The organism is Metabacillus herbersteinensis (assembly GCF_042433335.1).
Taxonomy (GTDB): Bacteria; Bacillota; Bacilli; order Bacillales; family Bacillaceae; genus Metabacillus; species Metabacillus herbersteinensis.
The window spans coordinates 67,160-83,409 of record NZ_JBHLVO010000014.1; the positions used below are offsets into that span (position 1 = coordinate 67,160).

General features: G+C 36.6%; 13 protein-coding genes and 1 pseudogene. 1 reads left to right on the forward strand and 13 read right to left on the reverse strand.

Annotation, left to right across the window (positions count from 1 at the left end):
- Positions 1-82: 82 nt before the first annotated feature.
- Entirely contained in the window at positions 83-1,474 is a 1,392-nt protein-coding gene (locus ACFFIX_RS15990; RefSeq protein ID WP_378935700.1) for a tetratricopeptide repeat protein, read from the reverse strand.
- A 281-nt stretch (positions 1,475-1,755) separates the two neighbouring features.
- Between ACFFIX_RS15990 and ACFFIX_RS15995 the strand changes: the two genes are divergently transcribed.
- On the forward strand, positions 1,756-2,127 hold the full coding sequence (locus ACFFIX_RS15995) for a DUF5367 family protein (RefSeq protein WP_378935702.1): 372 nt from the start codon (positions 1,756-1,758) through the stop codon (positions 2,125-2,127).
- A gap of 108 nt (positions 2,128-2,235) precedes the next feature.
- Here ACFFIX_RS15995 and ACFFIX_RS16000 read toward each other — a convergent pair whose 3' ends face one another.
- The 12 genes and pseudogenes from ACFFIX_RS16000 to kynU form a co-directional block, all read right to left on the reverse strand.
- On the reverse strand, positions 2,236-4,020 hold the full coding sequence (locus ACFFIX_RS16000; protein ID WP_378935704.1) for a sensor histidine kinase: 1,785 nt from the start codon (positions 4,018-4,020) through the stop codon (positions 2,236-2,238).
- Positions 4,021-4,055: 35 nt separating this feature from the next.
- Positions 4,056-5,057, reverse strand: coding sequence for a BMP family ABC transporter substrate-binding protein (locus tag ACFFIX_RS16005; protein ID WP_378935706.1), 1,002 nt, complete (start codon positions 5,055-5,057; stop codon positions 4,056-4,058).
- A 523-nt stretch (positions 5,058-5,580) separates the two neighbouring features.
- On the reverse strand, positions 5,581-6,249 hold the full coding sequence (locus tag ACFFIX_RS16010; protein WP_378935708.1) for a DUF4352 domain-containing protein: 669 nt from the start codon (positions 6,247-6,249) through the stop codon (positions 5,581-5,583).
- Between the two features lie 81 nt (positions 6,250-6,330).
- On the reverse strand, positions 6,331-7,719 hold the full coding sequence (locus ACFFIX_RS16015) for an alkaline phosphatase (protein WP_378935710.1): 1,389 nt from the start codon (positions 7,717-7,719) through the stop codon (positions 6,331-6,333).
- A gap of 295 nt (positions 7,720-8,014) precedes the next feature.
- On the reverse strand, positions 8,015-8,254 hold the full coding sequence (locus tag ACFFIX_RS16020; protein ID WP_378935712.1) for an excisionase family DNA-binding protein: 240 nt from the start codon (positions 8,252-8,254) through the stop codon (positions 8,015-8,017).
- Positions 8,255-8,448: 194 nt separating this feature from the next.
- The gene (locus ACFFIX_RS16025; RefSeq protein WP_378935714.1) at positions 8,449-9,918 is read right to left on the reverse strand and encodes a glycoside hydrolase family 32 protein; all 1,470 of its coding nucleotides are present in this window, start codon (positions 9,916-9,918) and stop codon (positions 8,449-8,451) included.
- Between the two features lie 69 nt (positions 9,919-9,987).
- Positions 9,988-11,418, reverse strand: coding sequence for a sucrose-specific PTS transporter subunit IIBC (locus ACFFIX_RS16030; RefSeq protein WP_378935716.1), 1,431 nt, complete (start codon positions 11,416-11,418; stop codon positions 9,988-9,990).
- Between the two features lie 119 nt (positions 11,419-11,537).
- The gene (locus ACFFIX_RS16035; protein ID WP_378935718.1) at positions 11,538-12,521 is read right to left on the reverse strand and encodes a LacI family DNA-binding transcriptional regulator; all 984 of its coding nucleotides are present in this window, start codon (positions 12,519-12,521) and stop codon (positions 11,538-11,540) included.
- Positions 12,522-12,584: 63 nt separating this feature from the next.
- A complete protein-coding gene (locus ACFFIX_RS16040) occupies positions 12,585-13,091 on the reverse strand; it encodes a ferritin (protein WP_378935720.1) in 507 nt (168 codons plus the stop codon).
- 327 nt (positions 13,092-13,418) lie between these two features.
- The gene (gene kynA, locus ACFFIX_RS16045; protein WP_378935722.1) at positions 13,419-14,264 is read right to left on the reverse strand and encodes a tryptophan 2,3-dioxygenase; all 846 of its coding nucleotides are present in this window, start codon (positions 14,262-14,264) and stop codon (positions 13,419-13,421) included.
- 31 nt (positions 14,265-14,295) lie between these two features.
- Positions 14,296-14,934: an arylformamidase gene (kynB, locus tag ACFFIX_RS16050; protein ID WP_378935724.1), complete on the reverse strand. Its 639-nt coding sequence runs from the start codon at positions 14,932-14,934 to the stop codon at positions 14,296-14,298.
- A gap of 3 nt (positions 14,935-14,937) precedes the next feature.
- Positions 14,938-16,223, reverse strand: a pseudogene (gene kynU, locus ACFFIX_RS16055) (kynureninase).
- Between the last annotated feature and the right edge of the window lie 27 nt (positions 16,224-16,250).

A 16,250-nucleotide genomic window follows, 5' to 3' on the forward strand; every position in this document is an offset into this window, starting at 1 on the left:
ATAAAAAAAATCCTTAACCCAAAGATTATGGTTAAAGATTTCTAATCGTGCCTATCGATCTTACTTATTTCCCCTAAAAAAATCAACCAGATATCTTCCTCATGGATGAGTATATATACTTATAATTAGCCGACTCTTCGACCATTCCTAATTCGAGGTAGACTTTCGTTAACCATTGAACAGGCTCAGGATCTCTCGGATTCATTTCCATTTCCCAGTTGAAACAGTCAATTGCATGCTGATGCTGCTGTAACCTGTGATACATCTTCCCTAGTGTAAGCTGCTGATCAGGATCGTCTTTGATTGTTTTCATCTCCTGAATTGTTTTTAAAATTGGTAAGCTCTCATCGAATTGAAATAACGGCTGTAACCAGTCATGCACATCTGTTAGTTCAGCTTTATTCAAAAATTTGGGTATGAAGCTGTAAAGAATTTCCTCAATGTTTTTAAGCTTTTGTTCATTCTGTAGATACGTACTAAGGTTTTCTAATTCAATTTGCTCGACTTGCAATGTATCCTTTTCAAGCATGTTTAATAGTTGCCCATGTATAGAAACGTTAGAAGTTTCTGTTCGGTCATCAATTAAAACATTGATTGCATCTTCATATCTTGCTTGGTTTTCTAGTAATTTCACCAGTTCTGTCTGAAGCTTTGTACTTTGTATTGATAGGTTGCTTAGCATGTAAATGCGATCTTGTTCTGAAAAACGAGCAGAGATTAATTTAATAAAGGCGGGAAATTGTTGTTCTGTTGGAATTGTTCCGTTGGTAATTTGATCAATATAGATGGCGATAACATCCATCCATCTATACTCTTGGGCTAGCGTGGTTTGAAGGTTTGAAAAATACGGATCATTTGCCCTTTTTTTAAAGGACATAATTTCAGCATACAGGGGATCATTTGCTTGGAGTGTAGGATCGTTTAAATCGTAGAGTATCTTATGTTTTGAGTACTCTAGAGAATTAGAAAGTTCAAGCATTGTATTCTTTGAATCGAACAATCGTACAATCATGAGGATTTGAAAAGCAAGTCGATATTGACCATTTCTTCTATAATCATAAAAGAATTTTTTCATCACTTCGTTTATTTTGTCCTTTGATAGAAATGAATCAAAAAATGATAGGATGAGCGCTACTTCTTGTTGAGAATATTGTTTTAAAAGTGCTTTAAATACAAGGTTTGTCGATTTAAATTGGAATACTTGGTCTTTGCGAAGGAATCCGTCAATAAGGGGGTGCGGGGAAGTGAATACAATGCCATGTTTAAAAGCTTTGCTAAGATGGGAATTCTTCTTCATTTTTATCTCTTTGCCTGTGAGAAACTGATCTTTGTAAAAAAACAGATAAACCGTTTCTTGACTTTCATTCATCAGTTCAACAATTTTCATTCTATGGTATATGGCCATTCGCTTGACCTCTAAATGTATAGGTTGACCTTCTGAGTTAACCGTTACTTTTTGAACTTGTCCGCTCATTTTAACCCCTCCACATTCTGTTTTCTTCATTAGAATTAAATTGCTACTAAGTTCATCTTAACACGACAGCTCATAAGATGGAAATCAGTACATCTTGAGACGTTCCCGTCACTTCTTGCAGGGATTAAACTACTTCCCATGATATTTTGGTCATTTTCTCAAAATACGCAATAACAATAATAACCCCCGCTATTCTTTACATAAAATTTACCATTGGTAAGCAGGTAGTAACTAATATATAACGAATAATTTACCTTAAATCCAATTTAGAGGTGATTTTTATGATAAATGTAGTCTGGGGCTTTTTATTATGGATTTCAGCGACAATGTTTTTTCGTTTCTTCGGGCAAATGTTTCTAATCCCTGGGAATGTTCTTTTATTGCTTATTACCTTTATTATGGCAATACCTTTGATTATACTAGCTACGTATCCTTACTATTATTTGAGGAAGATACCAAAATCAAAACGCCTAATATCATCTGTCCAAATTTCTCTTCCAGGAATGATTTTAGATATATTTAGTATTATTTATTTTAACAAGGTGTTTTCAAACTTACATAATGATTCATTACCTTTTTTCGCTGCTTGGTTACTGTGGGCCTATAGCTTGATATTAATTTCAGGTTTTTCAATAAAAATCAAATCCAACTAATGCTAGATATTCTATGATGATTGGGTAGCTAAATCAGAGTCTAATTTGATATTTAATTGTTGTTTTGAACCTTAAAACTGAACCCGACATATATACACCGTCGGCATCTCACCTCTCATTAATAGGCAATGACATCTTAAAAGTGGTACCTTTTTCTGAGCTTGAAACTAACTCGATACTCCCGCGATGGTTTTCGATGATGCGTTGAACGATTGTTAATCCTAATCCAGTTCCACCTTCTTTGGAGCTTAGAAAAGGATCATAAATTGATTGCTTGATTTCAATAGGTATCCCGGTTCCATTATCACTTATGAAAATATGATAATAGTCATCTTCAATTTTTGACTTGATTGAAATGTGACCTTTATGCTTCAAGGCTTCAATACAATTTCGGATCAGATTGTGAAAAACCTGCTTCATTTGCTTAACATCTACATTTAAAGGCACCTGGTCAAGATCGATTGTGAAATCTATCTTTTTATTTGAAGATTGAATAATAAGTGGCAATATGTCTTTTGTAATGTCTTCCATCAAGGTTTTTCTAACAATAGGAGCCCCAGGCCTTGATAAGAGCAGCATGTCTTCAATAATGGAGTTTATTCGCTCAATTTCCTTCATAACCAATGGTAGATGATATTTGCTTAGCTCCTCATCTGTAATAGATTGATTCATTAGTGAAAGAAAACCATGTATCACTGCTAAAGGATTTCTAATCTCATGCGCTGCACCTGCAGCCATTTCTCCTACAAATGCAAGTTTTTGAGAATGATGAATTCTTTTTTCTAAAGAGTCCGTTTCTGTAATATCAATAAAATAAAAGATTCGGCCGATTACTTCATTTGATTGGTCGAATAATTGTGTCTGTGAGACTAGTAGATGCTTATCTTCAAAAGGGACCTTTACGTTTTGACAAATCACTTTTGAATTAAATATTTCCCAGAATGACTGATTTTCACCGCTTGCTCTATGTATTTCAATCCCCTGTTCATTTTCTATTTTTAATAACGTTTTCGCTGCCGTGTTTATCGAGAAATTCGCTGAGTTATCAATTGTGATAATTCCAGCAGGGAGTGAATCGAGAATTTGCTCACGATAGATTTTATCATTTATAATTGTATAAAATGAGTCTTTTAAACGAAGTGACATTTCATTAATTGAGGTTGTTAATGAATTTAACTCCAGCTGATTTGTGTTAGGTATCCTAAGCCCATAACTTCCTGTAGCGATGTCATCTACTTTATCGATCATGTTTTCAATCGGCTTTGTTAAATTAGCGCTAATCCGAAAAGAAAAATAGATAGATAATCCAATTGCGCCCGCCGTTAAGAGAAGGAGTAACCAAAGTGACTCTTTAATTATTACTGGAAATTTACGAGAATGAGCGGATAGGGAGGAGAAAACCTCTTCTTCACGAGCGTCTAGATCTTTCTTTATTTCATCTAAATGTGGTTGATATTCACTTTCGATATATCTCCTTGCAGCCTCTTTATCTCCATATAAAAGTAGACCTTGTACATTGTTCATAATCTTAAAATCTAGAAGTTCAATGCTAGTTTGAACATTTTCTAGTGATTTAGGCGGTAAAGTTAGTTCTTCATCTAGAGACTTATAATCTTCTAGCTTATACGTATAATACCGCTCAATAAAGTTGCAACAAAAATCATCCGCTACATATGTTTTAACCAGATATTCTTTCGTATTTAACTCTTCTTCCCAATAAGAAAGCCATACAAGCTCAGGAATGTTATTATCTTCTATCTTTTGACTGACTGTACTCATTTCATCAATTGACTGAACAAGAATAAGTGAAAACCCGCTTAATAATAGAGTAATTAAAAGAAGGATCGTTAATATCTTCGTTCTAAATGATAGTTTATGAGTGTACCTTTTCACTACACGATCTCCTCTCTTAATTACAATTGTGAAAATTAAAAAGGGAAATCACCACGATGAAACCTATTGATTTCTGATTGTATCATTTCTTTTTCTTCTTCTGTATACATTGGCCCAAATGGCGCTAGCTTGTAGACTCCATCACTCTCATTTAACATTACTTTTCCTGATGGAATTCCCTCTGCGCTAAAAAAGTCCTTCATGATCGACACATAGGCTTGTGGAACATCGTTAACGACACTAGTCAAAACGTGATCCTTACCCATATAGGATTGATCATCGAGATAACCAATCACATAAACATTATGGCTTTTTGCAATGTTAATAACTTCTCTGTTGTAGGCATTACCTTTTGTATAAACAACGTCAACGCCCTCGCTGATTAACTCATTCATTAATTGTATTGCTTTTTTGCCATCGTCCCTACTATTAACGACTTTATAGTAAAACTCTGCGTTTGGATTATAATGTTTTATACCTTTTTCAAATTCAGGATTTTTTTCTCTTGCTTCAAAAGCATCAAGTAATGCGACTTTGTTGCTTTCCGTTTTTAGAGAAGCTGATAGCGCAGCAAAATATTCAATTTGACCTTGATCAAAGGTATATACGGTTTGATTCGAATGTTTCGCATCCCCGTGTAATGTCACAAAGTGAACATCTGGATGTTTTGGTGCCATTGATGTGAACACTTCTGAAAACTCTCGGCCATGTCCAATGATAATTTCACTACCTCTAGTAATGGATTCTTCAACAGTGCTCTGCATAAGCTTTTCTGTAGCGATTTCACTATATAATTTAACGGTTAGCGGAAATTGCTCCTCTATTTTAAGCTGTCCTTTGTAGGCAAGACTGCCCCAGCTTTGATCCACAATAACATCTGACGTTAAAATCGACACCTTTGTTGTATTGACCTGAGAAGCAGCATCTGTCTGAGTTAAAATGTCGTTAGCCTTGAATCCAATCGTCACTAAAACAACAGTAACAACAATCATTGTTATAAATGATATAAATCTCAACTGTTTCGATTGTTGTTGCATTACATACACCCCTTAAAATATATAAAAATACCTAGTCCGATTATAACGAATAAGGGACTCTTTATATAGGTAAATCTTCTTTATTCGACATATTTCAGCATTGGTGATGGGAACTCTATTATCTGTCTACTAATTGATTGAGTGAAAAAACTTTTCTACATAAGGAAAGCTAAAGGTAAACAATTTATTGGATAAGCTGTCGTTTGTAGTCAAATTAGTATGATTATAGTCTATTTTGGTCAAACTTTGTAGGAATTTGTGTTGTTTCATTTAAGCATAAAGACGGTAATACACTAGTAAATAAGGAAAGATAGGAGGAGATTATATGAAAATCAGAGTGAAAAGCTGGAGAATGCTAACTTTACAGGATAAACTATTTATTTTAAAAGCGGTTAGTCATCGCTCACAATTCTTAAACTTTTAAAAAATCCTTCACCACTTGGGTAAAGGATTTTTTTGCTAAAGTCAATCTGCATTTGAAGCATCTAGGGAATTTATACTCCGAAGGCTCCTATTAGCATCTTTAGAATTCAATGTTAATCTTTTTTGATTTTTCTTTTACCTTTTCATCTTGACCAAATACATCACTAGTTGTTATATCAATTGATTTCATGTCCGATTTCTCAACAATAAAACCGAGATTTCCTAGTTTTTTTTCATTTGCTCCTAGCTTCCCATTTAATTCTTCGAGGTAAATGTCATCTTCCCAAACTTTTTGCTCACCCGTACTTGTCTCAAGAATAGCTACTGGTGCAAAATTAATTTCCTCATTAGATGTGTTCTTTATTTCTACAAATACTTTCACAAAGTCAAACTCCTGATCGTGAGTATAGGTATGAAAGAAATCAATCATACTATAATCTGGCTTTGTATGAAGAACCTTTACGTCTTTAATCGTCATTTCAACTGGACCAATCTTAACCGTTTCGTTCATATTCTTAATCGCCTTTAAAGTAGCCTCTCCCTTTTCATCAGTAACTGAATCCCCAACCTTTTGTAAGGATTGATCATTCGTTACTTGGGGGTTAAGAACATACTCATCATAGTGATTTTGTTGAACACTAGTTTCTTCCTCAGCTTCCGTCTTAGTTGAGTCAGAGTTTTTACCTGAAGCAACATTCACAAGTTGATTATTTGAGCATCCGAGTAGAAGTAGAGTTAATAGTAAAAAAAGCAAAAATTGTTTTTTCAAGAAAACACCCTCCATTACTAGAGTAAAGAAGTACCCGTTGTCGGATAAAAAACAACGGGTATTTCTAAATCTTTTTTTTATTTATTTATCGTTGATAACTGTTTTGTTTTTTCCCTTTTCTAGTAAGTCAAAGATAACTTTAGCAAATTCAGTATTGTCGATTTGCCCAGCAAAACGTTCACTTGCTGGTCCGAATGTATAGACAGGTACGTCCTCACCCGTGTGTCCGCCCGTTGTCCAGCCAGTGTTTGAACGGGTGTTGAAAATACTTTCAATAGCAGTATCAATGTCACTAACTTTTTTATTTACTGATGCATCTTTAACAGCTTGAATTTCTTTTGATGTTAATTCAAGATCAATATATTTTTTCAACGTTTCTTCTACATTAGCACCCTTCGCAATTTCTGATGCCATAAAATCAGGTGTGCGTTTTGCTGCACTTATTGGAGCGCCAAACCAGTTGTAAATGCCATTAGCCCCAATAGAATATCCACCAGTTGAGTGATCAGCAGTTGCTATCACTAACGTATGCTTGTCTTTCTTTGCAAATTCAATTGCTGCGTTAAATGCCTTTTCAAAGTCTTCCATTTCGCTCATTGCACCAACGATGTCATTGTCATGACCAGCCCAGTCAACCTGACTTCCTTCTACCATCAGGAAAAAACCATCTTTATTTTTGTTTAAACGATCAATTGCAGATGTTGTCATATCCTCTAATGAAGGAATATCTTCTGTACGGTCAATCATTTTTGGTAAACCACGTTCAGCAAATAAGCCTAGAACTTGTCCACTCTTATCTTTCATCATTTCTTCGCGGTTTGTTACATAACTATATCCGTCTTTTTTAAACTCTTCAGTTAGATTACGATCTTTACGGATGAACAAATCAGTGCCTCCACCCAGAAGTACATCTACTTTGTGTTCTCCGTTTATCATTTCTTCGTAATAATCATCAGCTATAGCATTCATGTTTTGACGGCTAACGTCATGCGAGCCGAATGACGCTGGTGTTGCATGGGTAATTTCAGAGGTTGCAACAAGTCCGGTAGCTTTCCCCTGTTCTTTCGCAGCCTCCAACACAGTTTTCACTTCTGATTCATCATTATCAACCGCAATTGCATTATTATATGTTTTAATACCAGCTGACATCGCTGTCGCAGCAGATGCAGAGTCTGTAATATTTTGCTCAGGATCTTCCGGATATGTCATTTGTTGCCCTACAAGATAAGGGTCAAAGCCCGTTGGATCTACAAATTTAGTAGAAGGATCGTCCTTCAAATAACGGTATGCAGATGTGTATGATACACCCATGCCATCCCCGATAAGGAATATCACGTTTTTAATTTCTGGATTATTTTTAGAATTATTTTTTGCTTCAGCTGTAGTGGATATTCCTGATAAACTAGCAACTGCTACAGAAGAAACGAGTGCGAAAGGTAAAAGCTTCTTTTTGATTTTATGATTAAGCATTTGTTTTTCCCTCCTAATTTTTGTACGCAAGCTCTATTATATTTTGCTAGTTTTAAGCTTCTTTAAAGAAAAGATATTAATTTAGTAAAATCCAAAAATAGTCAGTTATTACTATATCGATTCAGCTTTCGGAGTAATTTTTGAATATATTGGTAGTTTAATTACGCAATTAATGAAAAAATCCCTATTTACTAGAGAGATTCAAATACAATCTAGTAGATAGGGATTAGTTCGTTGCTTTATTTTAGATTTACATTACATTTACAAATTTAATCTAAAGGACATATTTGACCGACTAATCCTCATCTTTTACATCAATATCCTCAGGTATCGGCTCGTTTTGAAACTCTGCTAACTGTTTCTTGTAATTCTCAAGTTGTTTAGTAAATTCATTAAACTGTTCTTTGTATATTAAAAATTGCTCTCCATCATGAACAGCACGGATTCTTTTTTGATGAATGAGGTTTTTTATATACGATTCTGGCATAGAAAGATACTCTGATGCTTCATTTATTGTAAGGTACAAGTTTACCATCCTTTGAATGTTTTTAGATTGTCACGAAAAAGAACTGAACTAGCTTTATAGAACATTTTAACAGAAGCTATAAGCAAAAACCGAGTCTATCAACTATGTGCTTCAAAAAAAAGAGCCTGGGGAGAGTTATACTTCCTCCCTGCAGGCTAATTACTTTCCACCATTTAGTGTTCTAAGTCATATAACTTCCCCTCCTAATAATCCCACTTTTGAATATCGAAAGTCGCAATGCCATTCTTAGCAAAAAAACGAATTTGATCACAATCAACTTCTGGAAAAATACGTGAAGTAAAGACCTCTTCACCATTGTTAACAAATAGTTCTACAGACGATGTATCAACAAATATGTGCAAGAATAGTTTGTCAGTGTCAAGATGGCATGCCCTTGTAGAACCAAACTCACTACCCACTTCTTTTCCGGAATTGCTTCGGTCTAAGACTAGCTTTTTATGAGTTGAGTTATAGCTAATTACTGTTTTTTTCGTTTCATTTGCTCGTAACTCTATTCCAAACTCTTCTGAATTAAAGCTAGAAATTTCACAAACCATTTCATACGAAGTTCCTCTTAATTCATTAAAAGACTTAACTTCGTTTTCAAGGACTGCTGCAACCTGATGCTCATTTTTACGGAGAAGTTCTAATTTTTTCACTGGCTGTTGAATGAGTTTTCCGTTCTCCACCGTTAATACTCTAGGTACAGTTAAACAGTGCGCCCAACCATTTTCGTCTGTAGGATAGTCAATTTCAGGTAATCCCATCCAGCCAACAAGAATACGGCTGCCGTCTGGAGCGAGCGTTGTTTGAGGTGCATAAAAATCAAATCCTCTGTCCAATTCATGAAAATCCCCGTGCTCAAATTGGCGTTCTGGAAGGGTTAACTTTCTACCAATTAGGTAGCCAGATTGGTAGATATTACGATAGAGATCACCTTTTGCTTCAATTCCTTGCGGTGAGAATATAAAAATTCCATTATCGTTCTGTTCAAAGTAATCAGGGCATTCCCACATATAGCCAAAGTCATTAAGACTTGTTTGAAGTTCACCTTCAAGCTTCCAGTCCACTAAGTTTAAAGAACTGTATATTACAGCACAACCGGTCTCATTTTGACGTTGTGCACCAATCACAGTATAAAAGGTTTCACCTTGCTTCCAAACCTTTGGGTCACGGAAATGATCTGTGTACCCATTTGGAACATCAGAAATCACTGGCTGTTCTAATTTGGTGATTTTGTCTGTTTGATCCATGATTGCTATACATTGATAGGGGTGTCTTGTCCAATTTTCATCTCGAGTATTCCCAGTGTACATCATAAATAACTTACCATCATGTTCTATGGCGCTACCCGAGTATGCTCCATGACTGTCGTAAAAATGATCTGGTTCGATACCTATTCCAGCATCTTCCCAATTAACAAGATCCTTAGATTTCACATGATACCAGTACTTTAAACCATGTACAGGACCTAAAGGAAACCATTGATAAAATAAATGATAAAAACCATTGTAGTATGAAAATCCGTTAGGGTCATTTAGCAATCCTGTTTTAGGTTGAATGTGAAAGCTTTGTCTCCACGGACACGCGTTAACTCTCATCGCTAAAGCCTCGATGTTCTCAGCACTCTCTTCATCGACTCGACGGTATCTTTGTTCTCTAGTCCATTCCATTGCTTCTACTCCTTAAAATGAACGTAGGAGAATCAACTGTTGATTCCCCTTCGTTTTGTTTTCGTACTATTAATTAGCCTTTTGCTTTTTAGCATCACGTTTTCCAAGTACAATTGTGACCGCGAAAGCCACCGCAAAGGAAATGGCCATTCCTAGAATGTAGAATGGAATTGTGCCTGGCTTGATTGAGATGATTCCTGGAAGACCAGCCGCACCCATTGCAATTGCTTTTACTTTAAACAATGTTACAAATCCAGCACCTGCTGCAGAACCAACGATTGCACCAATAAATGGATATTTTAGTTTCAAATTCACTCCAAACATTGCAGGCTCAGTGATTCCGAGCAATGCTGAGATACCCGCTGCAGATGCTGTACCTTTTACTTTTGCATCTCTTGTAAGAAGAAGAACAGCAAGAGTTGCTGCACCCTGACTCACATTGGACATTGCTGCAATCGGGAAAAGGAAAGATCCACCTGTTTTTGCAATATCTGCAAGTAACTGTGTTTCAACAGCAATAAAGCTATGATGCATACCCGTAATAACAATTGGTGCATATATTAGACCAAATAAGGCTCCACCAACTACGCCCGTTGTATCATATAGAAATACTAGACCGTCAGTTAGGATATTACCTGCACTACGAGTTAAAGGACCTACTAAAATAAATGTTAGTACTCCTGTAATAAATAACGAAAATAAAGGTGTTACCAAGTTATCGAGAAAAGAAGGGACTCTTCTTCTTAAGAATGTTTCAATTTTAGCAAGGATAAATGAAGCGACCAAAACAGGAAGAACGGTACCTTGATACCCAACCTTTTCAATCTCAAAGTTAAAAATTCTCCAGACTGGCACTTCGCCATTAGCGACCGCAGCTGCATATCCGTAGCCGTTTAACAAGTCCGGGTGAACCATGAGCATCCCTAGTGCTGCCCCAAGATATGGATTACCACCAAATCTCTGGGTAGCTGAGAAACCGATTAAAATTGGTAAAAAGACAAAGGCAGCATTTGCAAAGGTATTAATAAGTGCAGCTAAATCTGCTATGTTTGGATAGGCTGAAATTAAAGATTGACCTTCAATAAAGAAATCTTCAGCTGTTAATAAGTTGTTTATTCCCATTAATAAACCACCAGCAACGATCGCTGGGATAATCGGGATGAAGATATCTGATAGCATCTTCACAAACTGTTGAAGAGGATTTAGCTTCTTTGAACCTGCCTTGCTAACGTCCTTTGTAGACATCTCGCCTAAGCCTGTTAATCTAGCAAACTCTTTGTAAACTTCATTCACAGTGCCCGATCCTAAAATAATTTGGAACTGACCACCCGTAGAGAACGTTCCTTTGACAACATCCATCTCTTCAAGCTGATCTTTGTTCACTTTTTCCTCATCGTCTAATACTAATCGTAATCTTGTTGCACAATGTGCAGCAGCAGATACGTTTTCTTTTCCGCCAATTGCGGTTAGAAGATCCTGTGCTATTTTTTTATAATCCATCGTGATCTCTCCCTTATTTGCAAATTTCGGAACCGGTTCCAAATATAAATAAAAAAATATTTTAAATTTGGAATCGGTTCCAAAACAGTTGTTGGAACCGGTTTCAATTGATTATAAAATCAATCGATTAATTTGTCAACGCTTTCTCTTTCAATAATTTTATAAGTGGAAAGAGTAATCTTACTCAGCTGTTCCCCGTTAATGAGCTGGACCATATTTTTAGCAGATATTTTTCCAGCTTCTTTATAGTGGAACTTAGCAGTGGTAATACCTGGGTAGGTGATTTTCGTAATATCGTAACCACCAAATCCAGTGATGGAAAGATCGCGCGGGACACTGAGTCCTCTCATATTCGCTGCCTTTAATGCGCCGAGAGCAATATTATCCGTTGCACAAAAAATTAACGATGGATGATATTCCTCGATTATTTCTGGCACTTTTTTTATCGCATCTTCAATCTTGAAGCTCGTTTCAAAAAACGCAACCTCACAACCGGGTTGTTCTGACACAGCCTTTCGAAAACCTTCCTTTCGTTTAATTCCAACTGCTATATCCTTTTCAGAAACGCCTAAATAAGCAATTTTCCGATGACCCTTTTTAAGTACATTTTTACCCAACTCATAGGATGCCTCAAAGTCATCGTGAATTAAGCTGTGATACTGATCATGCTGCTGTCCGACCAACATAATTGGAATTTTCACAGCTTCAAACGCTTCTAAATGGCTATCGGTAATTTCCGTGGCCATCAAGATAATTCCATCTACCTTTTGTTTTGCTAAGCTATAAATGTACTCAATCTCCCGGTCCAAACTCTGACTCGTGTTTGAAATGACTAGCTGAAAATTCATGTCTAGCAGTTGTTTATCAATCCCAATTAGAGTTTGTGATGTTGCATATGAATCCAAACGAGGAACAATTGTCCCAATCATATTTGTTCTTTTCGCCTTTAAGCTTTGAGCAAATTTATTCGGTGAATACCCAGTCTCCTTAATGACGCTTTCAATCTTTTTCCTAGTTGCCTCACCTATTGATCCACCATTTAAATAACGAGAAACCGTACTCTTCGCCACACCCGCTATTTTTGCAATATCTGCTATATTCATTTCCTTCAACTCCAAAAGATGCCTGCCCTCCAATTTTACATATGCAGGCAGGCACGAAAATAACTATTCTCCACCTGGTGTAAACGTGCGTTTTCCAAGTTCACTTTCTAGCATGAAAAATGCATTACTATCTTTGTCGATACGCTTTAGCTTTTGAATTAAACTGTCAAACAACGCCTCTTCTTCTACTTGTTCCTCTATGAACCAGTTTAGAAAGGTCATTGTTGCGTGTTCTCGCTCATCTAATGCGATATCTGCAAGCTTGTAAATACGGCGAGTAACCTCTTTTTCGTGATGCAGTCCTTTTTCGAATACATCAAGCACTGAAGTGAATTCGTTATTAGGAGTTGGGTAGCCTTCAACAGTTACACGCTCTCCCATATCGTTTATAAAATTATAAAATTTCATTGCATGAAAACGTTCCTCGTCAGCTTGTACTAAAAAGAAGTTTGCAAACCCATCCAAACTCTCTGCTGAACAATATGCTGCCATTGCTAAATAAGCATGTGCTGAATAAAACTCATAATTCATTTGTTCATTTAAACCTTTTATTAATTTTTCACTGATCATTGTTCATCCCTCCTACCTTAATATTCTGAAGTATATCATATCCAAAAGAATTAACTGTATTCCTTACACTCAACCCTCCAGATACATTATTTTCCCGTTTTTCATAATTTCACTCTTCAATTCTATAGGCACACCTTCAAGCTTGATAAAGTCAAGAAAAAGCAGAGTATCCAACTCTTCTTCTAGGCAAAAGACAAGACTGTCCATACTTTTACTGTCATTGATGGAGCGACAAAAGCCAATTCAAGATCTGCTTTCTCCTTGTAGTCTCCATTTGCTCTTGAACGAAAAAAATGATTTTGTTTACGTTTTATTATTACTGACCCCTTATAACTCCGTGCGAATATCCCACAACTCTGGAAAAAACCTTTGGTCTAGCACTTTTCTTAAATAGTTCACTCCAGATGACCCTCCCGTTCCACTTTTGAATCCGATAATACGTTCAACTGTTTTCATATGTCGAAAACGCCACTGCTGAAGCCAGTCTTCGATATCTACTAGTTTTTCGGCTAACTCGTATAAGTCCCAATATTGATCGACGTTTTTATAGACTGCTAACCATGCTTCATGTACTGATTCATCTTCCACATACGGCTTGGAATAGTCTCTATCCACTACAGCCGGATTAATTGGAAACCCAGCTTTCACCAATGCTTTAATTGATACATCATATAACCCTGGAGCTATGAAAGCTTTTTTCAACTCGCTGTGGAGACCAGCATCTTTTTCATAGATTTTTAAAACATGAGGCGTTTTATAACCCAGCGCAAATTCAATCATGCGATATTGATAGGATTGAAATCCAGAGGCTTGACCTAACGAATCTCTGAATTCCATATACTCTGAAGGAGTTAATGTCGAAAGTACATCCCATGCACTAATAATCTGTGATTGAGTTTTAGATACTCTTGCTAATCGTTTAAATGCAGTTGAAAGTTCTTCTTGTTCAATACATACAATTGCTGAGTTTACCTCGTGTAGAATAAGCTTCATCCATAACTCACTCACTTGATGAATAATGATAAAAAGCATCTCATCGTGATGATCAGACAATCTTTGTTGTCCTGATAAAATCTTATCTAATTGTAAGTATTCACCATAAGTCATGTCGTTTGAAAAATCGGTGTGAATATTTTTTTCTGATTCCGTTGGGTTAAATTGATCGTTACTCATTCATAAACCCTCCTTGATGTTTCGTTCTTGTTTATATTGGTTTTATCACGGCGCGAACAGGGCTCCCATCTGCCTCTTGAATAGGTAGTGGGAGTGCGATTAGTTCATAATCACCTGGTGTTACAGAGTCCAACATAATATTTTCAAGTATATTTATTCCATGCAAAAAGAGTGCATGGTGCGTTTCCATGTCTTTACTATCAAGCGGATCAACAGAGGGAGCATCTATTCCTATTAAGCGAATTCCTTTTTCGTGCAAAAAGCTTGCACTGTCTGCAGTTAGATGAGGGATTTTATCAGGAAACACCTCAGCATTATTAGGAAGTGCTGTTCGTAACAAAAGACGAGTGACACCTTCTAAATCAAAGTTACTTAAACTTTCACGATCAATTTTTTCATATTGGGAAACATCTATCACTCTAGCTGGTCCAATAAACAGATTGATGTCTAAATCTAGAACCTTGGGACCGTTATCTATAAAATGAAAAGGGGCATCAATATGGGTACCTGTATGCAAACTCGTCGTTATTTTTCCGATATTGACTGATCCTGTTTGCTCTTTTGAGAAAGCAACTTCATAGGAGAATGGAGTATCTCCTGGCCAATGACCAACCGTTGAGTTTAATGGTTGGGAAATATCAATCCAGTTATCTTTATTGGTCGTTTTCATGTTTTATGCGACAACTCCACGTTTATTTTCAAATTTTTTATATTGTTCTTCTTTCATGATTGTTCTTAGCTTTTGAATCGTTTTCCAGACATCTTCAAATGAGTTATACAACGCAACTGGAGCTAATCGAATTCCACTTGGTGAACGAAAGTCTGGTGTGATTCCTTGTTCTTTAAGTGCTTTACAGATTCTTGCTGCTTCGGGGTGCTCTAAGAATATATGACCACCACGCTGTTGATCATTGAGCGGATTACAGAATGTGAACCCATAATCCTTTAGCTCATGGTTGATAAGTTCGATCATATAGCTTGTAAGTTGTAATGATTTTTCCCGGATTTTCTCGATGCCTATTTCATTAAATAGTGTAAGTGAACCAATTAATGGCGCAACACTTAATATATGTGGCGTTCCTACCTGGTAAGCCCCCGCATGGTCTGCTGCAATTAACTCATGCTCCATATCAAATTGATTAGCCTTGTTGGAGCTAAACCAGCCTGCAAGTCCTGGTGATTTCCCAAAATGACGTTGATTTACATAGAGTGCACCGACCGCTCCAGGTCCACCGTTTAAATGCTTATAGGTACACCAAAAAGCAAAGTCCACACCCCATTCACTTAATTTATGAGGAACTGACCCGACAGAATGACAAAGATCAAAGCCGATTAGTATATTGCGTTTATGCGCCTCTTTCGTTAATCTTTCCATATCTAGGACTTGGCCGCTTCTATAGAGAACTCCAGATAAAACAATGATTGCGATTTCCTCAGTCATCGCCTCAATAATATCCTCTTCTCTTAACGTATGACCGTCTGTGCTCACCACTTTTACAAGGTGTTCCTCCGGGTCATACCCTTTAAGCTTTAGTTGACTTTGCAAAGCATAGATATCTGTTGGGAACGTAATGTCATCCGCAAGAATTTTTGTTTTTTACCAGTAGGTTCATAAAAAGTGGATACTAACTGATGTAGATTCGAGGTGGTGGAACCGGTTGCAATTACTTCATTGGGTTCTGCTCCTACCAAAGCCGCCAACTGCTCACCTAACGATTCAGATAAATAGAACCATGGATGCTCTCCATCTGTCCACCCGTCAATTCCAAGGTGCTTCCAGGATTCTACTATGTTAAGAATGGCTTGCTCAGATCTTTTTGAAAGAAGACCTAATGAGTTTCCGTCGAGGTAGATGCTACCTTCCTTTATATAAAATTCGTTTCGATAGGATGCAAGTTCGTCTTTTTGATCTAAGGTTTGTGCATATTCGAGTGTATACTTATCGTTTGGTTCACTCATGGTATCCGCCCCTTTCGCTAACAGAAA